The 21,255-nt window shown below is 66.6% G+C and carries 22 protein-coding genes; all 22 read right to left on the bottom strand.

Features of this window, described 5'->3' with window-relative positions; genetic code table 11:
• Position 1: 1 nt before the first annotated feature.
• The 22 genes from A9977_RS16675 to A9977_RS16570 all read right to left on the bottom strand — a co-directional run bounded on the left by A9977_RS16675 (position 2) and on the right by A9977_RS16570 (position 21,173).
• On the bottom strand, positions 2–601 hold the full coding sequence (locus A9977_RS16675; RefSeq protein WP_183025967.1) for a hypothetical protein: 600 nt from the start codon (positions 599–601) through the stop codon (positions 2–4).
• On the bottom strand, positions 601–4,407 hold the full coding sequence (locus A9977_RS16670) for a DUF1983 domain-containing protein (RefSeq protein WP_183025966.1): 3,807 nt from the start codon (positions 4,405–4,407) through the stop codon (positions 601–603). The genes A9977_RS16675 and A9977_RS16670 overlap by 1 nt, the downstream gene beginning before the upstream one ends.
• Positions 4,395–4,808 carry a DUF6950 family protein gene (locus A9977_RS16665; RefSeq protein WP_183025965.1) on the bottom strand — a complete coding sequence of 138 codons (414 nt, stop codon included), beginning with the start codon at positions 4,806–4,808 and terminating at the stop codon, positions 4,395–4,397. Before A9977_RS16665 ends, A9977_RS16670 begins: the two co-directional genes overlap by 13 nt.
• The gene (locus A9977_RS16660) at positions 4,808–5,419 is read right to left on the bottom strand and encodes a hypothetical protein (protein WP_183025964.1); all 612 of its coding nucleotides are present in this window, start codon (positions 5,417–5,419) and stop codon (positions 4,808–4,810) included. The genes A9977_RS16665 and A9977_RS16660 overlap by 1 nt, the downstream gene beginning before the upstream one ends.
• A complete protein-coding gene (locus A9977_RS16655; protein WP_183025963.1) occupies positions 5,416–6,042 on the bottom strand; it encodes a hypothetical protein in 627 nt (208 codons plus the stop codon). Before A9977_RS16655 ends, A9977_RS16660 begins: the two co-directional genes overlap by 4 nt.
• The gene (locus A9977_RS16650) at positions 6,039–9,119 is read right to left on the bottom strand and encodes a phage tail tape measure protein (protein WP_183025962.1); all 3,081 of its coding nucleotides are present in this window, start codon (positions 9,117–9,119) and stop codon (positions 6,039–6,041) included. Before A9977_RS16650 ends, A9977_RS16655 begins: the two co-directional genes overlap by 4 nt.
• 13 nt (positions 9,120–9,132) lie before the next feature.
• Positions 9,133–9,390: a DUF1799 domain-containing protein gene (locus A9977_RS16645; protein ID WP_310936151.1), complete on the bottom strand. Its 258-nt coding sequence runs from the start codon at positions 9,388–9,390 to the stop codon at positions 9,133–9,135.
• Positions 9,391–9,473: 83 nt separating this feature from the next.
• The gene (locus A9977_RS16640; RefSeq protein WP_183025961.1) at positions 9,474–9,860 is read right to left on the bottom strand and encodes a hypothetical protein; all 387 of its coding nucleotides are present in this window, start codon (positions 9,858–9,860) and stop codon (positions 9,474–9,476) included.
• 28 nt (positions 9,861–9,888) lie between these two features.
• Complete coding sequence (locus A9977_RS16635; RefSeq protein WP_183025960.1) at positions 9,889–10,824, bottom strand: phage tail tube protein; 936 nt, start codon at positions 10,822–10,824, stop codon at positions 9,889–9,891.
• Position 10,825: 1 nt separating this feature from the next.
• On the bottom strand, positions 10,826–11,002 hold the full coding sequence (locus A9977_RS16630) for a hypothetical protein (protein WP_183025959.1): 177 nt from the start codon (positions 11,000–11,002) through the stop codon (positions 10,826–10,828).
• Positions 10,999–11,427 carry a hypothetical protein gene (locus tag A9977_RS16625; protein ID WP_183025958.1) on the bottom strand — a complete coding sequence of 143 codons (429 nt, stop codon included), beginning with the start codon at positions 11,425–11,427 and terminating at the stop codon, positions 10,999–11,001. Before A9977_RS16625 ends, A9977_RS16630 begins: the two co-directional genes overlap by 4 nt.
• A gap of 6 nt (positions 11,428–11,433) precedes the next feature.
• Positions 11,434–11,970, bottom strand: a complete 537-nt coding sequence (locus tag A9977_RS16620) for a gp436 family protein (RefSeq protein ID WP_183025957.1) — start codon at positions 11,968–11,970, stop codon at positions 11,434–11,436.
• A 13-nt stretch (positions 11,971–11,983) separates the two neighbouring features.
• Positions 11,984–12,892 (bottom strand): Mu-like prophage major head subunit gpT family protein, encoded by a 909-nt coding sequence (locus tag A9977_RS16615; protein WP_183025956.1) that lies wholly within the window; start codon positions 12,890–12,892, stop codon positions 11,984–11,986.
• Between the two features lie 53 nt (positions 12,893–12,945).
• Entirely contained in the window at positions 12,946–13,368 is a 423-nt protein-coding gene (locus tag A9977_RS16610) for a hypothetical protein (RefSeq protein ID WP_183025955.1), read from the bottom strand.
• 66 nt (positions 13,369–13,434) lie between these two features.
• Positions 13,435–14,532 carry a phage protease gene (locus A9977_RS16605; RefSeq protein WP_310936148.1) on the bottom strand — a complete coding sequence of 366 codons (1,098 nt, stop codon included), beginning with the start codon at positions 14,530–14,532 and terminating at the stop codon, positions 13,435–13,437.
• Positions 14,533–14,661: 129 nt separating this feature from the next.
• Positions 14,662–15,222, bottom strand: a complete 561-nt coding sequence (locus tag A9977_RS16600; RefSeq protein ID WP_183025953.1) for a phage virion morphogenesis protein — start codon at positions 15,220–15,222, stop codon at positions 14,662–14,664.
• Positions 15,222–16,475, bottom strand: coding sequence for a PBECR2 nuclease fold domain-containing protein (locus tag A9977_RS16595; RefSeq protein ID WP_183025952.1), 1,254 nt, complete (start codon positions 16,473–16,475; stop codon positions 15,222–15,224). Before A9977_RS16595 ends, A9977_RS16600 begins: the two co-directional genes overlap by 1 nt.
• A 104-nt stretch (positions 16,476–16,579) precedes the next feature.
• Positions 16,580–18,223: a DUF935 domain-containing protein gene (locus tag A9977_RS16590; protein WP_183025951.1), complete on the bottom strand. Its 1,644-nt coding sequence runs from the start codon at positions 18,221–18,223 to the stop codon at positions 16,580–16,582.
• 18 nt (positions 18,224–18,241) lie between these two features.
• Complete coding sequence (locus A9977_RS16585) at positions 18,242–19,921, bottom strand: hypothetical protein (protein WP_220811830.1); 1,680 nt, start codon at positions 19,919–19,921, stop codon at positions 18,242–18,244.
• Positions 19,921–20,508 (bottom strand): phage protein Gp27 family protein, encoded by a 588-nt coding sequence (locus A9977_RS16580; RefSeq protein ID WP_183025950.1) that lies wholly within the window; start codon positions 20,506–20,508, stop codon positions 19,921–19,923. Before A9977_RS16580 ends, A9977_RS16585 begins: the two co-directional genes overlap by 1 nt.
• A 3-nt stretch (positions 20,509–20,511) precedes the next feature.
• Positions 20,512–20,820, bottom strand: coding sequence for a hypothetical protein (locus A9977_RS16575; RefSeq protein ID WP_183025949.1), 309 nt, complete (start codon positions 20,818–20,820; stop codon positions 20,512–20,514).
• Positions 20,817–21,173 (bottom strand): hypothetical protein, encoded by a 357-nt coding sequence (locus tag A9977_RS16570; RefSeq protein WP_183025948.1) that lies wholly within the window; start codon positions 21,171–21,173, stop codon positions 20,817–20,819. Before A9977_RS16570 ends, A9977_RS16575 begins: the two co-directional genes overlap by 4 nt.
• Positions 21,174–21,255 lie beyond the last annotated feature (82 nt).

The following is a 21,255-nucleotide window of genomic DNA, read 5'->3' as shown; positions in this document are numbered from 1 at the left end:
GTCACTCCTCAGGTGTTGGCCAAGCGATCGCATCGATCTGCGCGCGCGTGGCGTTGGGGTTCTGGATGGCGTCGCGCAGGGCCTGGCGGGTGCCCACAAGCCACTGCGAATCGGTTCGGAAGGTATTGACCGCTTCGAAGGTCCTCATGCGCATGTCGGCCGGGTCGATGCCCCGCGCTGACGCGATGCCGTCGAGGTACGGCGTGGGTGTGTTGTTGTCGGCGGCCCAGGCCAGTGCCTCGGCTTCCTGTGCGGCCCAGGTCTGACGCTCCTCGAGCGGGTAGCCGGCGATCAGCGCGGCCGACTCCTGCGAGAAGCGCTGATTGATCTCGAACAGCTTGGCCGCGCGCACCTGGTCGAGGGTGCGCGAGTCGGCCCACACTTTCGTCGGCCAATCGAAGACATGCAGCGCGCTGGGCTGCTTTGGGATGGGCAGCCACGCGGAGCCCGAACGGTAGGTGTTCAGCGGGGCCGCTTCATCGAGCGAGGTCAAGCCCGGCACGAGCGGCAGCTCGAGCGTGTGGCCGCGCATCACGACTTGGCCGTGCGCATCGATGGCGCAGAACGGGCGAGTGCCGGATGGCGTCGTGTTGTCGCTCATCAGGCGCCTCGCTTCTGCAAGTCGACCATCAGCAGCACCGGCGCGCTGGTCGAAATGATGGGTGCGGTCGACCAGCTGGCGGAGATCGTGTGCGTGCCGGGGCCGTAGTCCACCAAGCTTCCGCAAGTCACAGGTGTGGACTGATACAGGTTGCTGATGCCGCCTTCAGAGCCAGGACCTTGACGGGAGATGACAGATTGGGAGGTCGCGGTCGCGGTGGCGCCTGTCACAAACAAGCCGGCGGCGAACCTCGCCTCTTCGATCTCGCCGGAATTGCCAGCGATAGCCAATGACGATGCGCGCCACACCTGTCCAGCCGGGACGGTGAAGGCCACGGCCGCGTTGGACAGGCCATCCGACGCCAGGGAGATGCCCAGGGCAAAGCCGGCCACCTTGAGCGTCCCGATGTCCGCGTCCTTGATCTTGGCGACGTTGATGAAGACCACGCCGCCCTCGACGCGGAAAGGGGCGTCCAGAGCCGAGGAGCTTGCATCGGCTGCCACCACGAATCGGTCGGCGAAGACCACCACCTCGGACTGCGTCGGCGCGCCACCGCTGCCCGCCGACACGCCGATCGACAGCCCCGCCAGCGCGCGGCGGCCCGTGCTGCCGACAACCTCGGTGCGGATCATGTACTGGGCCGCGACATTGCCGTTGAGGCTGGCCAGCGTGTTGGCCTGAACCTCGACGCTGCCCGACAGGCTGCCAACGCTCGACTGGATCGTGGTGATCTGCGAGGCCACGGCGCTGAACTGAGTGGCGGTCGTCTCGGTCAGCGTGGCCACCGCGGCCGTCGTGGTGTCCGTGATCGCCGCCACCAGATCGAGGCGAGACGCGGTCGCCGACTGCGCTGTGGCGAGAGTGGTGATCTGCGTCGAGACGATCGCATGGTTCTCGTCGACGGTGGACGACAGCGCCGTGAATTTGCTGGCCAGGGCCGTGGCGTCGGTCACCACGACCTCGATCGCCTCGTAGACGCCAGCGCGCGTGCGGGCCAGCTTGCCGTCGGACGTCAGCGCACCCTGCATCTGCAGGCGGGCCACCTCGTCGAGGGCCGCGTCGACCTTGCCGCGCAGGTTGCCGATCGCGCTGTCGAGCGACCCCAACGTGACGGTGTTGGTGTAGCCCGGCGCGCCACGGTTTCCAGCGACGTCGACGGCCGTCACCCAGTAGCGGTGATCGCCGAACTTGGGCTGCACGCCACTCCAGCTCAAGGCCAGAACCTCGGTGACATATGTCGATGTCTCCCAGGTCGCGCCGATGCGGATCTCGTAGTGCGCGATCGGCTGCGTGGTCTTGCAGTCCTGCCACAGCAGCGCGACGGTGTTGCGGTTGTTCACCGTGCCGTGCGGGTCGGCCTGCGCCGGCGGATCGATCTCCACGGTCTTGAAGACCGGCTCCGACCACTGGTCGATGGTGTTGTGGTGGGCGGCCCACACCGCCTGGCTGCCCACGGGAAACCAGCCGAGGTTCGCGCTCGAAGCGCGGCCGTCGAACAGGATCGTGCCCTCGGCCAGTTCCCAACTCGGCCCACGGCGCAGCTGCGTCGCCGACCAGCCCAGTAGGTCGATGCCCTCCGGCTCCTGCCAGTAGGCAAAGATGCCGGTCAGCTCGGGCTCGACGTGCAGGCCCAGCACGCTGTCGGGCGGCCCCTCGAGGCCGTGCACCTCGTGCTGGATCATCGACCAGTTGCTGCTGGCGTAGGCGGTCAGGAACTGCACGCGGATCACGTACGCGTTGTGGACCTCGAGGCCCAGCAGGTACAGCTCGGTCGAGTTGCCCGGCAGGTCGCGCGACTCCCAGGCCGAGCCGTTGGCGGCCAGGCGCCACTGGACGCGCACGACACCGCTGCGCACCACCGCCTCGTCCGCCGCCAACGCCCACGACACCTTCACGCGAACAACCATCACGCCGTCCTGCTGGACCATCTGGCTCTCGCCGCTGAGCGCGATCAGGTCGAGCGGCGGGCCCGGCTTGAGGAAGGGGCTCGGCAGCTCGGTGTTCGGCGCCGGGTCCGCACGTGTCTCGTCGACCAGGTCGTAGAAGGTCTCCTCGTCCTCGACGCATTGCAGCGTGAGGGGCGCGTTTTGGGTGTAGCCCCAGTCCTGGACGCGAAAGCGCTTGTTGGTGAAGCCGTAGAGCGCGCTCGAGACCGTGATCCGATTGCCGGGCTGCAGCTTCCAGGCGGACATCTTCGGCCGGATCTGGACAACGAAGCCGCCGCGGCTTTGCTCAACCAGGATGCGGCTGATCTGGTGTGCGCGGATGTGGTTGCCGGTGAACGACAGCGTGGTGTCGAAGAACTTGTCCTTCTCGTCGATCGCCCGGAAAGTGGGATTCTGGTAGGGGGTGAAGTCCTCGGAAACGCCGTTGCGCACCGAGTTGACATAGGTGCCGCGCACTCCGTTGAAGTGAGCCGTGCCGATGTTGCAGGTCTGCACCACGGAGGTGGGCGCCAGCATGTCGTTGTCGGTCAGGGCCATCACTGGAGTCGACCAGGCGCCCGCCTGGATGCGCCACACGCCGCCCGACTCAAGCGAGAAGCCAGCCATGGCGTCCTCGATCTGCTGCCTGGTGGCGTCACGGTCCTGGTCGGAGCGGAGCATGCCGTCGCAGGTGTAGCGGGCCCGCGAGCCGCCGTAGGTAGCGGCGTCGGAGTCCACCGTCGCCTGGTCATAGACCGCCACGTCGCAGTCGTTCGCTGCGGCGATCAGGGCGTCCATCTCGACCTGGGTAGTGAAGTCCGCCTTGTAGCCGACCTCCGAGGTGATGAAGTCGGCCAGGCACAACGCTGGGTTGCGGCTGTACGCCACCTGGTTGGTCCGAGGGTCGTAGACCTTCTTGCCGCGCAGCTTCACAGTGATCTGTGGCACGCCGCCCTGGAACTGCTCCAGGAGCAGGTTCATCGTGATGACCAGGTAGGTGAACCCGCTGAGCTTGTGGTCGATGGTCCACTGGTCGGGCCTGGCCGCGCGTAGGAACGCGTCCGCGGTGTCCACGCCGCCGGGTGAGAGGTGGACCTGCACATTCAGCGCAGCGCCCGCGCCGTTGACCCAGTAGGCGACACGCCCCTTCACGCCCTTTTCACCGACCAGCGCTCGGCCGCCGAAGGAGTTCGGCAGCTGTCCGAGCACCACGCCCGCCAGCGGGCCGCCGTCAAGGGCGGTGATGCTCTGCAGCTCGAAGCCCTCTACGTCGAGGCGCAGCGGCAAGATCCAGTAGCCGGCCGGGTAGATCTCGGTACCGCCCTCGGTCTCGCGCCGGAACTCAGTCAGCTCGAATTCGGCGGTCTCCAGGCGGCGCACGCCTTCGTCGAGCTGGAAATTGGCCCCGGTCGCATACCCCTGGGGATCGAGTTCTCCGACCCATTCGCCGCCCATGTAGATCGCCTCGACTGCGTCACATTCGTGCGCGGCCAAAGCCAAGACGACGTGTTTGAACTGGTCTCGATCGCCACTGGTCAGCAGCGCAACGACTGAGCCACCGATCGGGGCCGGCGAGCCGTAGACCATGACCCAAGGCGAGTCCGAGGCGATGACGTTGGTCGTGCGGTCCTTGAGGTTGGCGGCTTCCTGCTCCGCGAGGCGCTGGGCCATCGCCCGCGCCTTCTTCTTGGCTTGTACCGAGCCGTAGACCGCGTAGGCCGTGGCTGCGATGACCGCGCCGTAGGTCACGACGAAGGCGGCGGCGGCGCTGCCGATGTACGGAGCCAGGAAGGCGACGATGGTGATCGGGTCGGCGCTCGCGGCCGAGCTCAAGCCGAGCAGCGCCAAGAAGACGAGCGTGCAGCGGATCAAACGCGCCATGCAGCCACCCCACTGGTGATCGGGAGGAAAACCAGGCCGTCGTTGTCCGGCGCCGCGATGTGCGAGCCGGTGCATACCCCGAAGGTGAACCCACGCACGCGGCCAACCGGTCGACCGCTCATGACCAGCATCACGTCGCCACGCTGCGCCAGCAGCGGAGGGAGGTCAGCTCCAAGCCGCTGGGTGGCCATGGCCTGGTAGCCGCCGGCGGCACGGACCAGGCGCAACGCCGCAAGAAGGTTCCGAGCCTCGAAGGGCCCGCCCGGCGATCGGAGATCCGCAAGCGGGTCTGCCCCGGTCTTGGCAAAGACCCAGTCCGCGGCAATGTGCGCGCAGTCCTGCAGGAAGTACTCGAACGGCGTGTTGCGGCGCGCGTCGATGAAAGCGTCGAGGTCAGCCATCAGCCCTTCCTCCGCGCGATCTCGTTCAGTCGGCCCTGAAGGCTCTTCGACAGCCAGACGGACGGATTGCCGATGAGCGAGGTGAGGTACTCAAAGCCGCGTTCACCTGGGCGACGCGCCTGGTGCTGCGCCTGGTTCATCCGCAGGGCGGCCGGGTTGCTGCGCACGTCGTAAGAGGCGGTGCGGCAGTCCAGCGAGATGCTGCCGCTGCTGCCGTCCCGAACAATTTTGGCCTGGTCCATCACGCCAGCGAACCGCAGCACCGGCTCACCGCTGAGCTGGTGGGTGTTGGCGTCGAGCAGCGCGACCCACAGGCGCATGGGCCTGTCCTTGTACTCGTTCGGGCTGCCGAGGGCGATCGACCGGGTGCCGATGTCGACGAGCGAGAGACCCAGCGACAGCTTCTCTTCGGCGCCATCTTCGGATTCGTGCAACTGGCCGATCTGACCGAGGCTGCCGACGCCTTTCCAGGTCTGCCCCATCACCGTGACATCAAGTGGCCAGGTGGTGAACCTGGCCGTGCCGGCTCGCAGCTGCAGTTCCACCAATGCAAGGGCGCCATGCGCCGAGCTGCTCGCCGCGGCCTCAAAGCCGCTGTTCGTCGTGATCATGATTCCCAGCTCTCCACCAGCTCGAGGCTGAAGCCACCTTGCGTATGCCCCTCCGACGACCAGCCAGCCTTTGAGTCGGCCCGGCGCATAAGACACACCGGGCGCTCCCAGACGACCGCGCTGCCGGCCACGACCGGCCGCCGCAGCACGAAGCCGAATGCGACCGTGAGCAGCCCCGCCTCGTCGACGACCGCGTCGGACTGGACGTGCAGCAGCTGCGGGTCGAGGCCCCCCTGGTTCACGCCGATCCAATCGCCCGTCAGGAGCGTTTTGCCGGCCTGAGCCAGGCCAGCCTGGATCGACAGCGTCGAAGCCCCTGCTGGGGCCGCCAGCGCCGTCCAGGCGCCCCGCGCTGTGCCGCGCGGGAACGGGTGTTGCAGATCGAAGACCGCCAGCTTGTTTACCTTGCCCGGCAGCGCGTGCTGCAGTCGGCGCCAGGCGGCGGCCTCCGCGACATTGACCAGGCGTGATTCGCTGACCAGGCTGCACGTGCGTCGGGCGGGGCCGAGCACCACAACCTGGGACGAGCCCGTGTCGGTGTTGCTGAAGTCCAGGTCGAACGACATGAATCCGAAGTCCTGCCGCTGGACAGGCAGGGTCACGGGGAGCAAGACGATGCTCATGCGGGGACCACCTTCCGGCGCTTCAGCTCCTCGAGCTGCGCCTCGTTGTTCTGGTTCTGGGCGCGCTGGATGTCAGCCATGATTGACGCGCGGTCGGTGCGCGAGTCGATGTGGAAGTTGTTCGTCGGCGCGAAGTAGATGCTTGACGCCGCCGCGCCGCCGCCCTGGGCCGTGACGCCGAGCCGGCCCTGCGAGTCGCGGGTGAGCGGCATGATGGCTTCGGGTCCGGCCTCAGCGAAGATGCCAGCGCCCTTGGCGAATGCGAAAGTGCGGGGCGTGTCGTAGACGCCGTTGGAGTAGCTACTCAAGCTGGGCGAGCTGTACACGCCGCCTTTGGCGTTCTTCGTGGCGCCGCCGAAGATTCCGGTCACCGCGCCCATGATCGAAGAGCCCCAGCCCGACGCCGCGCTCCCAATGCTGGCCATGGCGGCCTTGATCTGCATGCGGATCAGCTCGGTGGCGACGAAGTCGCCGAGCGACTTGAAGTCGGCCTTGCCGGTCGCAACAAGCGATGTGAGGCGGTCCTCGATGCCGTCCAGGGACTGGTCGAACAAACCCTTTGTCTGCCCAGCTACGTCGCGCGCGCCGTCGAGGTAGTTCGACCAGGACTCCTTTGCGCCATTGCTCCAATCGCCTTGAGCAACTGCGAGGTCAGCGTAGTAGGCCTCGTTGGCTGCAAGGGCCTGAGCCATCGCATCACGGATCTTCTGCACATCGGCCAAGTACTTGTCAGACCCGAGCAGGTCCTTGCTAGCAGCATCCTTGGTGAGCTGGTCTTCGAATCGTTGATGTTCCCGCCGAATACCCTTCTGGGAATCCATCCGCTCGCGCGCCTGACTTCCCATTCCGACAACGCTCAGGGAGCGGTCGTACTGCTCTTCTCGGCTCTGTGCCCCAGATCGCAGGCTGATCGTTACGCCTGCAGCGGTCTGGTTGTACTGTTCCAGAGCTTTGACACGCTCCTCTTCGGCCTTCACCTGCTTCTTCTTGATCTCTAGAAGCGCCTCGTTCGCAACGTTCTCTTGCAGCTGGACCTTAATGCGATCTGCCCCGGCCAACAGGCTCTTTTGATCTGCGGTGAGGATTGCCTTGCCCTTGAGGTCGGCGATCTGTTGCAGAAACTCAGCTTGCTTTTTTTGGGCTCCCGTCAGCTTCTCTTCGCTGGCCAGCTGGGTGAGAACAGCCGCGTTCGATTCCTTGAGCTGTTGGATGTAGCGCGTCGCGGCGTCGTCCTGGTACGCCTTCGGCTTGGCCGTTTTACCGCCCAGCTCTTTCTCGATCGCAGCAATCTCTTTGCGCTGGGCTTCAGCGCTTGGCACGGGCAGCCCTGCGGCCTGGGCATCGACGATGGCCTTCTTGTACTTTTCTACCGCCTTCTGGGCCTCTCCGGCCTTGTCGATCCGCTTGCGAATATCCGACAAAAACTGCGACGCGGCGATGCCAGCGTTTTCAGACTGGACGCGCTTCGCATCCGCCGCGGCCCCGGCGCTCTGCGCGCTCTGTGTCGCACGCAACGCCGCCAGCGCCGCCTCCTGCTGAACAATTCGGTCTTGGCCCGACGCCGAACGAGCACCGAGGCCTGCCCGCGCCTTGTTCAGTCGGTCTTCTGCCTCGGCGATCTTTTGCGTCAGTGTGTCTTCGCGACCGAGGTTGAGCATCGCGTCCCAAGCGGCCTTTGCGCCGCTCTTCACGCCGTTCCACGAGCGCTCGATGACACCGAGGTTCGCCACGATCTGATTCTTCCGTTGCTCCATGGCCGACGCATAGGTGCGCTGCGCGAGCGCGGCCGCCTCTTCTTCACGACCTTGATCGGTCAGCGCCTTGATCTGGGTGTAGACCGCAGCCGTGAGGTAGTTGTACTGTTCCGTAAGCCGGATGCTGGCTTGCACAGGTTCCTTGCCCAGCGCGGCCAGGTCATCGACGGTCTTCTTGACGGGCACACCCACGTAGCGCTCCAAGTCCAACGCTACAGAGGTGAAGCTCTGCAGGCTCTCGTAGGCAACGCGTCCGCTCCCGGCCATGGCAGCCAGGCCCGCGGCAGCTGCACCCTGAGTGCCGCTGACCACGCTGATGGCCCGCGCCATGTCGGAGAGCTGGCTCACTGTCGCGCCGGCCGCATTGCCGCTCATCACCAGCGCGTGGCGGTAGACGTCAACCTCCTTGGCTCCCTGGTAGTAGGCCAGCCCGACAGCAGCTCCTGCGACTGCGACGCCGCCAAGAGCGACCTTCATCGGCGACAGCAGCCCGGTCAACGTGCGAATCGTCGGCCCGATGCCGCCGAACGAGTCCTTGATCTGTCCACCCTGCTGGATGGCAATCAGCCAGATCGGCATGCCGCTGGCGATGCTGGTCGTGATGTCGGTGATCTGGGCCGGCAGCATGCGAAGCGCGGCCTGCGTCTGGCCGGCCGAGACGCCGAGGCGCCGGCCGCCGGCGTCGAGCTGCTCCATCTGACGGATCAGCACTTCCGCGTCGTCGCCCACGCCCAGCTTCCCCGCCCGGTATCGGAGAACGTCGCTGCCGCTCTTGCCCTGCAGAGCGATCTGCTCGCGCAGGCCGGCGAGGAAGGCGGTCTGCGAGTCGCTGGCTGCTCGCCGCGCCTGTGCGGCCTCTCGCTGGGCAACCTCTTCTTGGCGAGCCGCCTCTGCGGCCTGCTGCTGGGCGGTGCGCTGCTGCTGCAGCTGTTGAATGAAAGGCTCGGCTTCTTTCGTGACGCCGGCCTGCGCGGCGCGGTGGCGCAGCAGCTGCTCGGCGGACATGCCGTAGGTTTCTGCCTGGTCGCGCAAGCCTGAGAGGAAGCGGGCTTGAACGTCAGCTGCGACGGATCGCTCGCGGTTGGCTTCGCGTTGAGCTGCAGCCTCCTTCTGAGCGCCATCGGCCACCTTGGCCTGCGCCGTGCCGACCTGGGCGACCTGGGCCGCCAGTGCGGCCAAGCTGCGTGCGCCGCTCTCGGCCGCCTCGGCCACCCGCTGACCGAACAGCTCGAAGGCCTGGCTCGAGCCTTGCGTCTCGGTTTTGACCGACGACGCGTCGACCGAGATCTTGACGCCGAGGTGCTCGATGGCGGTCGTGGTCATGCTTCTTTCACCCTCAGTTACGGATCAACTTCTCTTCGTCCTCGAGGACCTGGACCTGCGCGAACACGTCGTCTTGCTGCCCTTCGGGTACGCCATAGCGGCGCATCACGATCTCGACGCCGCCGTAGTCCAGGCCGAGCCAATAGGAGCTGGCCATGCCGACCGCTATGCGCCATTGGCTTGTGCAGCCGAGGTAGACAGTCCATGCCAGCTCGTGCTCTGGCCAGAGCTCGTAGTCCGGCGTCTGCCCAACCTGGCGCGCCTTGGGAATCAGGCGATCGACGTCGACGCCGAGCAGCTGGCAATCAGCAAGCAGCTGGGCATCGACTACGTTTCGGTCGGCGTCGTCCGCTCCTAGGCGGCGACGGACGGCGCCGCGGAGTTTTTTAGGGCGGCCTCACGCTGCGTGACAGCGAAGTTGTCGAAGAAGGCCACGCCCATGGCCTGCTCCAATCCGTCCCACGCCTCGTTGGCTGCGCGGCGCTCTGCGTGCGTGTACACAACGGGCTGCTCAGCCTCGTCGAGCATGCCGCCCCAGCCGATCACAAGGCGGTCCAGGGCATCGCGCAGCGACACCTTGCCGTCGACGATGTCCTTCACGGTGGCCTCGCGCTCACTGGTCGTCAGTCGACGAAAGTGCACGCTGAAAACGTGCTTGAAGAACGCGCCGTTCTCGCCCGGGAGATACAGGGTTGCGGGAACGACGACCACGGCCGGTGCGCCTGAAATTTTGACTGCCATTGCTTGAATCCTCTTGTGGTGGTGGCGATCAGCGGACGACGATGGCGAACTCGTCGTCACCTGCGGACGTCGGGACGTACTCGAGCGGCACCGTGATCATTTGGACGCCGTCCTGCTCGGCGTAAGTGGGCTTACCCAGCTGGACGTTCGGACCATTCAGTTCGATCACGTTGGAGGCGCCTGGGCCATGGCGGAATGCGAGAGGTCCGCGCGTCGAAGCAGCAGCCAGGCCGACCCAGTCTTTGGTGGCGATCGGCGTGGCCTGGAAGGTCACGCTGCCGACGCTCTTGCGAGCGGTGATGGCCACGCTGTCGACGTTGATCAGATCGCGCTTGACAACCGTCAGACCCATGTCGAAGCTGAAGGCGCTTGCCGCGACCTGGACGCCGTGCAGCGACAGCGTGGTGTTGGCCTTGTTGATGCCGTACGGGTCGCTGAAGGGCGTGTAGTCGACCACGGGTTTGGCCTGGTCGGTCACGGGCGAATAGGCGCCGGTGAACTCGAACTCGAACTTCGGCAGCGTCTTGGCGTCACCTGCCAGGCGCACCGTACCCATGGCGTTTGTGAGCTTGTGGAGCAAGCCGTCCACCGAGACGTAGATCGTCACGCTCTCCATGCCGTCGGAGACAGGCGCGAAGACCGCCTGCACGCCGGCTTCTACCGTCACGGCACAGGCGCACGCCCGCAGGAGTGCGGCATAGGCGGGTGCAGTCCCGGCGGCGGCTACGCCCGCGGCCTCGACGGAGAATGAGACCTTGCGGAAGAAGCTGACCATGGTGCTGCCGCTGCCGCCGAAATACGGCCGCAGGTTGTCGCGCTCGACCGAGTCACCGTCGATCGGGGTCACCGTCACGTTACTGGCCAGGATCGCGTTGGCGTCGCCGGTAGGGACCGAGTCGGTGCCTTGGACGGCTTCGATCTTCGCGAGGATCGCAGTCTTGCGAGCGAACTTCTCGTTTGCCATTTCAGGCTCCTTGCTTGAGTTGAGGGTCTTGGGCAGGCTCGCTGCGCTCCGTCAGGACGCGCTTGCCGTCGACGAGGCGGTAGGCCCCGCCCTTGCCGTGGTTCGCGTCCCGGCCGGGCGCCGGGGCCGACACGGGGCCAGCCTTCGGCGCGGTCGACGCCGCGTTGTTCGTGTTCATTGGGGGCTCCTGTAAAAGCTGATCAGCTGGAATTCGTCGCTCCACCACAGCTTCCCGTCGCCCTCGGCCTGGACGAGTTCGCCGCTGGTGAAGATCACCGGCTCGCCGACCTGGTCGTCTGGCACCCACCCGACCAGCGCATCGAAGAGCTGCGTGCGCAAGCCGTTGAGGTCGACAAGAGACGCGGCGCCGGTGTTGTCACGAACGTTCTCGATCACCAAGATCACGCCGAACAAGGAGGTCAGGCGCTGCCTGGTCGGGCCGGTCGTCGGGATTTCTCGGCCCTGCTCGACAAGCGGCATCACATAGGCCGACGGTGCGACCACGACGCCGCGCATGGCGGCATCGAGGTCGGCGCTGCCGCCGATGGCGCGCAGGCCGATGAGCTTTGTCCGCAGCCGAGCGATGACGGGGCTCAGGTCCATCTGGGCCTACCGAAAGCTGCGGAGCTGGTCACGGCCGAAGACCGTGGGTGCACCCGCGAAGCGCACGTCGGTGCTGCCGCTGCTGCCGGCCTGGGCCGGATCGTCCGCGCCGAGGCTGTACTTGCCCTCGGCGAGCAGCTTGAGCATCTTCACGGCGTCGCGGTAGTCGCGGGCGATCGGGTCTTTCGACTCGTCGGTGATGCGGCCCTTGTGCAGCATGTAGCGCGAGATCGACCGCGCCCAGGCGCCCAGCACGCTCTTGCCGGTGCTGCTCGGCGGCAGCTCCAGGGGGAGCGAATAGCCGCGCTGAGCCAGGAAGCCGTCGATCACAGCGCCAGCCTCGTCGACCGCGTCTTTGATGCGCGCCACCGCTGCATCGGCCGAGGCGATTGCATCAGACGGCCAGGCTGCGCGGTCGACGCCCCGCAGCGTGGCGTCCATGAGCGCGGCCTCGACCACCACCAGGTGCTCGGCGCCGGCCACCTGGGCCAGCTCGCGGGCACCGGGGCGCTCGGCCAGGTCGACGAGGGTGACGTAGGGCATCAGCAGCTACCGCTCAGTCGAGCCAAGGGGCGACGATGACCTTGAGGCGGTTCGCCAGCGGGTTGGCTTCGGTGCCGCCGGCCACAGCGATGGTGGCGCTCTCGAACAGGCGCTTGGCCTTGAACTCGAGCGTCGACGGCACGACGATGACGCTGGCGCGCAGGCCGAGCGGGCGGCCGTGGTCGCCCTTGCGAGCACCGATGGCCGTGATTGCCGCCTCGGCGTTTTCCACGTTCAGCTCCTTGTTGCTGGCTTGTGCCAGCTGCCAGAAGCCGAAGCCACCATTGCCGCGGCGGTCGGTGCCGTACTTGAACTCGGCCTTGTCGAAAACGTTGTCGTCCGTCTCGGAGTCCTTGGCCACGAAGTTCGGCGACTTGCGGTTCTGGTAGATCAGCGGCTTGAGGGCACGCGACGTGTCCATCACGTACCAGCTCGAGCCGTTGCCGCCGTCGTCGTCCAGGTTGGAGACGTTGACGGGCTTGCCTTTTTCGTTGAGCACCGGGTGCTGAGCGCTGAAGAAGGGGACCTTGTCATAGCCCAGCTCAGCGCGACCGAGGGCCAGCAGCTCGAAGATGGTCTGGTCCGGGTGCGCGGCAACGCTGCGACCCATTTCCTGGAACAGCGGGCTGAACGTGCCGTACTGGTCATCTTCGATGGCAGTGCGCGGGACGCCGATGGTCAGCTCGAACGGCTTGTTCTTGATGGTGTAGCCATGGTTTGCGATCCCGTGCACGACGCGATCGCCGATCCACTCGCGCATGTTGGGCAACTGGCCGAGCCAGCCGTATTCCTCGCTGGAGGTTGTGCTGGGCACGATGGTGGCGATCAGCTCGTGCTGGCTCGCGGCCTGGCCGAAGCCGTTTTGGAAGTTCGCCTTGAAGGCGACGTAGAGGGAGCGCAGGTTGGCTTGGTTGACGAGCATGTGGGATCTCCGAAGTGGTCGCAGGGGTGAGCGGGTCGAGGGGGTGCCCGGGTTTAGGGAGCGGCGGTGGTCACGCTGGCGGTGCCGACGTCGACCCACACCTCGCCGTCGTCGATGTCGACCACGGTGCCGGCCACGGCTGTGCCGGTCTTGCTGACGGTCTGGTCGTCGGCCACGAAGGCGACGCCGCCGATGTCGGGTCGCTTGAGCTCGGCGGCGCCGGTCGAGTTCGCGAAGCGGTAGACGCCGCGAGCACCTTCGGTACGAACGGCACCGATTGCGCCGCCGGTGTTGTCGGCGCGCTGCTCCGCGACAGCGCGGACGCGAGTGCCGCCCGCGGTTGCGGGCACAGCGTTGCCAGCGGCGTTGAGCGCGTACAGCGAGCCGGCGAAGATGACGGTTGCAGCAGCAACGGGGTCGCTGACGAGAGCGCCAGCACGGCGCGGGGTGTTGCGGTCAGCAGAGAGAGCAGCCATGAAGGCCTCCTAGGTCAGGTGTGAGGACGGTTGGGAATGGAGCGGTCTTGACGCGGGGGTGCTGGGTCAGGTCTTGGCCTTGGCGAAGGCTTCAGGCGTGACGCCGGTCGCAGCGGCGACCGCGGTCTCGTCGGCGGTCAGGCCGTTTTCGCCCTTTGCCGGCGGCTGGCCACGCGTCTGCGTGCCGCTGAGTGCCGCGATCGGGGCGGCGGCCTTGAGGTAGCTGCTCAGCGCCGCGAGGTTGGACTTCCCAAGGTCCCGTGCCCAGGTTTCCATCGCAGGAAGCAGGCGGCCATCATCCAGCGCGTCACCAACCTGCTGGTCGATGTCGCCCTGCAGCTGGCGCGCCGAGAGCGCTGCCAGGTTGGTGCGCAGCTCTTCGACCGTACCGATCGGCACGTACTTCGCCGGGTCCGGCACGCCCGTGGAGCGCAGGCTCGAGCACGCGGCGATCACGGAGTCGGCCGAGGCGTCATCGCCCAGCTTGAGCGCGGTGCGAGCGGCAGCGGCCTGCGCGCGAGCGGTGGTCACGTCGGTCAGGCTGCCGATGGCGGTGAGCGCAACGACGGCCTGGTCTTCGGTGGTGGTCTCGGGCAGGCCGAGGGCGGCCAGCAAGGCCTTCAGCAAAGGGTTCAAGGTTTTCTCCTGCGAGGGTTGGGGACGGGAAACGAAGGCAGCCGTCGCGGCGGCGAGCAGCGACAGCGGCGCCATGCCATGGATGGCCGGGTTGTTGGTGAGCGCGCCCATGTGGACGTCGAGCACGGCCCCCGTCGAGCGCGAGTACTCGAAGACCGGGCTGAAGTAGAGGTACTCCTTGGCGTCGATGAGGCCTCGGGCCCGCGGCGTCAGGTCGGCCACGGCGAACAGGCCTTCCCCTTCGACCCAGCGGAGATCGCGCATCCAGCCGGCGGCGGGCGCGGGCTGGCCGTTCTTCTCCTTGTTGAGGGTCTGGTGCTCGTAGTCGATGACGCTGGGATTTGCTCGCGCTCGGAAGCGATCGATCACGCTGGACGCGCTGGCCGCAGTGATGTGCCAGGGCGGCGAGTCCATGTCGCGGCCGTCGTTCGGCAGGAAGCTGCCGGCGGGCGTGACCTGCAGCAGCACCGAGCCGTCAGCTTGGACGGTGGGCTTCGCCAGCTCGAACACGCACGCGGCGATGGCCACGGCGCTTGTGGCGACTACAGGGGGGGGGCGAAGCGAAGGCATGCCCGCATCGTCTGCGGGAGGCCGGGGGGGCGTCTTAGAACCGAGGTGCCTAACTTCGGTGCATAAGACCGGCGCTTGTGACGGCGCTCAGCGGGCGGTGCGTTCCCTGATCCAGTCGCGGACGATGTCGATGACGCTCTTGCGATCGGCGTCGGAAATGCCGAGGAACGGGCGTGCTGGCATTTTGATCTCGTGAGCGCCGATCATCACGTTGCGCTCCTCGGCCTTCTTGTGCTTCTTGCCGGCGAACAGGATGCGACCGGACACAGTCCGCAGCCGCACCTTGGCCTGGCGCGCGGCCCTGGTGAACACGCCGCCGAACTGGTGCATCGCGGCATACGGCGAGTTGGTGCCAACCACTGCGGCCGTCTCCCCCTCTGGCTGGTACCGGATGCCGCCGCGAAGGTAGCCGCGGAGCGTGAGCACCTTGTCCTTGTTGTACTTCTTGCGCCTGGCGTAACGCGGTTGCAGCGGTTGCCAGGGTGTGCCGTCGGGTGCCTGCTGCGCTGCGAACCGGTCCTTGGTGGAGCGGAGCAGGTATTCGCCCAGGCGCGGCACGAGGTCGCCGGTGCCGTCTTGGCCAAGATGGCCGAGCAGCACCTTGACCTCGCCTTTGCTGACCTCGACCTTGAGGTGCGTGCCGGCCATCAGTCCTCCGCGCTTTCGTCCGGTCGCCGGTACAGGCGCACGCCGAGGCGCCAGGCGTCCAGGTCGACCGTGCGGCCGTCGCGCGCCGTGATACCGAGCCAGCCGTCCTGGCCGTGCTCGAACACCGCGAGTGCCGGCTGCTGCTCGCCCTCGATGTCGAAGCGGGCGATGTAGGTTCGGCGCACAACAGCCCGATCGGACTCGGGCAGCCATTCCAGGCGCGTCCAGATCTCGTCGGGGCCCAGCAGTGCATGTGCCAGGAGTGGAATGCTGCTGTCATCGATCCGCGGATTCCACTGGCCGCTGGCGTCAGTGAACAGCTCGCGGCCTACGACCAGGCGCTCGCCGATCACGTCACGTGCTACGGCCGGCCGCGCCAGGCTGGCACCGAACTGCTCGAGGAAGTCGCTGACGTACGACTCGGTGCCGAGGCCGGCAGGCGGCAGCGCGGCGGCGGGAAGCGGCCGCGGCGCTGGAAGGGGCTCGTCGGGACGTCGGTTTGGGAGTCCGATGTCGCTCGGGGCCGCCAGCGGCATGGCTCCCGCTGCCCCTGAACGCTCGCTCGGGATGGCGCTGCGCGAGCGCGCTGCACCAGGTGCGTACTCAAACCCGGGATCGATCCCTTCGGGCACGCGCACCGTGCGAGGGCCCAGCTCGCTGCGCGCACCGATCGTCCGGTCTTGTAGTGCGACCGCAGGCGCTGTGTCGGGCCCACCCTTGCCCATGCGATCGAGGTCGCGCTGCCAGAGGCCGCGCACCTCGCAGTGGCAGCCCCAGCCGTTCGGCGGATAGTGCGTCTGCCACCAAGGATCATCCTTCGCGAGCACGAGCCCGTTCCAGCTCTGGTGCAGGGGCCGTGGGTGCTGGACCCAGTCCTGGTGAACGTACTCCCAGAACGGCGCGGCCTGGAGCTGCTCGTGCCGGCCTGCCGCATAGCTGGTGCTCAGGTTCGTGTCGTAGATGACGCGGCTGCGCCAGTCGCGCCCGCCGTTGTAGTCCCAGCCGTGGGTGGAGACGATGCGGTCGAAGTCTTTGCGGAAGTCCTCGAGCGTGCTCTGCCCGTCGATCGCCTTCTGCACAGCGCCCCGGAAGTCGGAAACGATGGCGTCGCGATTCGCGCCAGCGACGACGAACGCCCAGTCGTGCTCGCGGGTGTAGATGTCGGTCCAGCCGCTGGTCGGCAGGCTGACCTTTCGTGCGAAGAACTGGGCCTGCTCCCGAAAGGGCAGCGACCCGTATGCGGCATCAGCCATGAAGGCCCCCTGTAAAGTCTTTAGAGGGCTTTACAGGCCCCGGGGCAGGCCGAGCCGCGCCCGTGGGCACGGAACCGCCTTCTAGCCCCTTCTGGCGCGTCGCATCAACCACGGGCGCCGCCTGCCTCTCGCAGCACTTCGTGCCGGCCAGCCAGCTCGGCCGCGCGCATCGCTTCGGCCATGGCGTCGGCGTACTGGTCCAAGGTCATGTCAGGCAGCAGCGACTCGAGCCCGTCGCGGATCTCGCCAAGCGAGGCAGCACGTTCGACCAGGTCGCGGATGAGGCTGACCCAGTTGGCGACCGCTGGCGCGAGGTCGGTGGCCAGGCGCCCCGCCATCAGCATGGGAGGCGTGGAGACCGAGGCTGCGGGCTGGGAGGTGGCCACCGCGACGCCGAGAAGTCGCGCCACGGCGGCGGCACGCGCGCCGGTGGGGTCGTTCGCTGCGGGCGTCACAGGTACTACCAACGGACCGGGCGCGGCGGCGGTGCCGAGCACCTCTTCGCCGGCCTGGGCCTGTGGAATGCCGAGCTTCTCGTGCACCCACTGCACTGTCGGCCGCACGCCGATGGCCACCAGCTTCGGCAGCGCGTCGGCGTAGGCCGTCAGGTCCTCGGCCTCCTGAGCGTTTAGGCGCATCTGGGGGGCGCGCCGGATGCCGCCAGGCGCGAGCCCGTTCAGCGCCGCGATCGCGTAGACCAGGTCGCGGCTGGCCGTCGAGTTGACCTGGCGGATGTCTGAATCCCGGAGATCCTTGCGGACCTCGTTGTGCACGTTGCCGAGCGCGTTGGTGCTGCTCTTGCCGTCGGCGCCGCTGGTGAGCGTGCCGCCAAGGATGACCTTGCTCTGGTTCTTCTCGCACCAATCGATCATGAGCGCGAACGCATCGGGGTCGCCGGTGGCCGCGTCGTGGAACTCGAGCAGCATGCCCTCGGGCACGATGCCGGCAGCGTTGTGCCCGATGCCAACCAGAGCGCGCAGCAGCGTGGCCTTCTCGCGCTCGGATGCCGAAGGCGGGTACTTGCCAAGGCGCAAGGGGATGCCGTAGATCTCCAGGAACTCGGCCAGGTCGCCGACGCTGTAGTTCTTGAACAGGTAGGTCCACACCAGTTGCCGGAACAGCGCCGCGCGCTCCAGGTAACCGCTCTTCGCCTTATGCACGTGCGTGATCCAGCCGAAGGGCTGGAGAGGCTCACCCGGCACACCGTCGATGGAGGAGTTGGTGCGCAGCCGCAGCTCCTGCCGGAAGCCGCGATGCAATTGGAACCAGCTTTGCGGACGATGCGTGATCGTCTTGGGAAGCCAGTAGCCCTCGAGTCGATGCCACTCGATCTCCAAGCACGAGAAGCCCTTGCCGATCGCGTCGGTGACGTCGAAGAGCATGTCCTCAAAGTCAGGCACGTCGGTCATCAGCTCGCCGAGCTTCTCGGCGTTCTTCTTCTCGGTCGCGTCGGCGTTGACCGGTGGGACGATTTCCCACTCGAGCAACAGCGCCCGGCGGCGCTTGCCCATCTCGCTGGCAATGTGCCCATCCTTTTCCTCCATGTCCTCGAACAGCTCGAACTGCGAGGTGAGGTCGCCGTTCTCGGCGGCGTCGAGGATCTGTGCCAGGCGGCTGGGGGTGAGGCCGCGCGTGGGGTGGCTCTGCAGCTCGCGCTGCAGGTGGCCGAGCCGCGAGGTCTGGGGCTCGGCCAGTTGGCCGGTCTGGATGGGCTGGCCATCGGCCCCGAGAATGCGTGAAGTTGCCATGGAGTTCTGCCTGGTCGGCTACCAGCCCTGCGGTTCCGGTAGCTGTACATCGGCGGTGCCGCCGTCGAAGCTGTCGGACATGCGCGAGCTGCTTTGGTTGTCGAAACCGCGCGGGTGGGCCGGCGCGGGGGTGTATGCGATGGCGCCGCTCATGTTCAGGCTGGCGAACCATCCGAGCGCGAGCATCACGGCCGAGTCGCCGTGACGCATGAGATCGGGGTCCTTGATGTCAGCACGACGAATCGTCGAGACCATGGCAATGCCGTCGATCTCTTCGATCGCGCGCAGGTCGCTCGCCATATCGGCGTCCTGCGGCAGGTCTAGCATCCCGTCCTCGAAGCCCTTGATCAGCTTCGGCATCCAGGTGCCGTACCAGTTGCGGCTGAGCTTGACCTGGTGCACGTGGGTGTGGCCGAAGCGATCGGCGGTCTCTTCAGCAAGCGTCTCACCGGAGCCTGTCGCGTCCATGGCGCCGCCGCAGCGGTTAGGCAGGCGCTCGATGGCGTACCAGGTGATCTGCTTCTGCTGGGCGTAGGGCACCTTGTGCATTTCGATCGAGATCGGCAGCTGGCGCCGAAGCCCCGACCCGATAGCCAGGCCGCCCCAGATCGAGAAGTCTCGGTGTCGTGCGTAGTCCTGCGCGAATACATGGCGCAGCCGGACATCGAGCTTGGCGAGCACCGGTGCGAGGTAGCGCGCGATCCAATCGGCCACCCACGCGGTGCGCTCCTGGGGAGACTTGCGCACAAAGTCATCGTCCAGCGCCAGGCGAAGGACGTTCTCGGCCGGTAGCACCTGTGCCTGCTCGATCCAGATGCCTGGCAGGCACACGCCGTTCCCGTCGCGTGGAATGGCGTCCAGCTCCTCACGCATCGCCGCCTTGCGCACGCCGTAGCCGTTGCGGATCTTGGCGTACCACGCCTTCTTGCGCTCGGGCTCGGGCGTCCAGCCCTTCATCATGCAAACGCTCTCGTAGAGGCCGTTGGCCACCGCGTCGTCGAAGGTGACCGTCATGACCGCGGCCTCGACGCCATAGCGACCGGCCTCGATGTCCTTGACGAACAGGTTGAACGGGTTGCCCTTGCCGTTGTGCGAGCTGATGACCGTGATCTGGCCGCCCCAGATCAGCAGCGCCGTGGCTGCGTCGAGCACTCCCTGAACGTCCGGGTGAAACGCCGCCTCGTCGATCACGACATGGCCCTGCAGGCCACGGATGTTGGCGGGGCGGCTGGACAGCGCGCAGACTTGGAAACCGCTGGCGAACCGGATGCGGTAGGCGTTGATTTGGCGCGTGTTGCCCTTCTCGTCCTGATCCTGGAACAGGAATTCTTCGATTCCCGAGATGCCTTGGCCCTGTGCCAGCGCGATCACGCGGGCGAACTTGGCGCAGTAGCCGATCGCCTCGAGGCCCTTCTCCTTCGTGTCACCGATGTAGAACACGTTGTCGCCGCCGGCCGACTTGCGTGAGGCGGCCACGATGGTCTTGTTGAGCATCGTGCCGAAGGTGATGCCGGTCCGACGTCCCTTCGGGATCGCGATGATCGACGCCTTGATGGCTGCTGCCTGGCGCTGGTGCAGCATGAGCACACCATCGGCCAGCGGGTTGAAATTGTCGGGAATGCTGCGCACGCTCGCGGGCAGATCGTCCCATTCAAGGACGCGCAGCGTGCTGGCCAAGGGTTTGACGATGGAAACCATCAGCCGATCCCCAGTACCTTGCGCCGCCAGAAGTCGACCTGGGCCTCATCCATGCCCTGGGCTTTCGCGGCCTCCTGCAGGTTGGCTTCCTGAAGCACGCGCTGCTCCTCGAGGACCTTTCGGCGCGTGTCTTCCTCCACCTTCGCCTGAAACTGCTTGAGGTTCACGCTGCTGCGCGTCAGCGTCGCGATGTTCTTCGCCGCGGCGCTGAGCATGGCCACGCGGTCACCGGCGTCGACGTCTTCCTCCTGGGCTTCCTGCAAATTGAGGATCGCCTCGAAAAGCTCGGTCTGCACAAGCGCCGTCAGTGCTTCGCTGCGGGCGTCCTGGCTGTCGCCAGCATGCTGCCGGATCAGAAGGGCCGCCTCGGTGCTGGCCTTGATAGCGGACAGGCGCCGGTCCAGCTTGCTGCCATAGCGATGGATCGCGGAGCGACTCGGCAGCGTGCCCGCCTGCGCTTCGGCCGGGAAGCGCTCTTGCAGATCCCTGATCAATTCATCGAGGGTCTGCGCGCCGGTGGCAAGCATGGCCTCGATGTAAGCCTTGATGTCGATCGGCAGGCGGACGATGGAGCTTTGCCGGGCCATGAGTTACCAGTACCTCACTGGCCGCGCGATGCCCGGCTCGCAGTCGATCGTGTACTCGGCGACGTCGGTGCCAAAGCGCGTGAGGTCGCAAAACCATTGCCCGTTCGGCTCCTTCTTCAGCTTGACGAGCTCGCGATCGAACAGATAGTCCAGCTCGCGGCGCAACTCCAACGGCGTCGCGTCGAGATAGATAGCCTGGGCCGTCGACAGCACGACACTGTCGTTGGCGCCGAACGGCCGCGCGTGGTTGAGTGCCAGCAGGATGAGCCAGCGCATGCCCTCGCGGCGCACCTTGGCGTGGTCGATGTTCATGATCCTCCTCCGGGTTTATAGGCAGCACGCAGCTGGCTGTTCTCGACTCTCATGGCGATCGCATCCAGCTTGGCTTCGATGGTGGTCTGGCCGCGGATGTAGTCGTCGCGCATCACGTAGCGCATCGGCAGGTCGGCCTGAAATTTGAGGAACTCGCGTTCGACGCGCTGCCACTGGATCGTCTCGTCGCGATTGACCTGCTCGATGCCATCCAGCCGCCCGGCGAGTTGGGTGAAGCGCTCGTCCAGGCCGCTTTGTATCTGCTTCAACAGGAGCACGCCGATCGCGCCCAGGGACGCGACGAACGCGCCCAGCAGGCCGACCAGTTGCCAGAAGTCCGCCTGAATGGTCATTGCTGTCCGCCGTCGAGAAAGTCGAGCAGATCGGCGAAGCGTCCAGCGCAGATGCCGTATAGGTCGTAGAGGTCCTTGAGTG

It is taken from the genome of Variovorax sp. UMC13 (assembly GCF_014170375.1).
Lineage (GTDB): Bacteria > Pseudomonadota > Gammaproteobacteria > Burkholderiales > Burkholderiaceae_C > Variovorax.
Note: the sequence above shows the minus strand (reverse complement) of the source record. Positions and strands in the feature narration are given on the sequence as shown.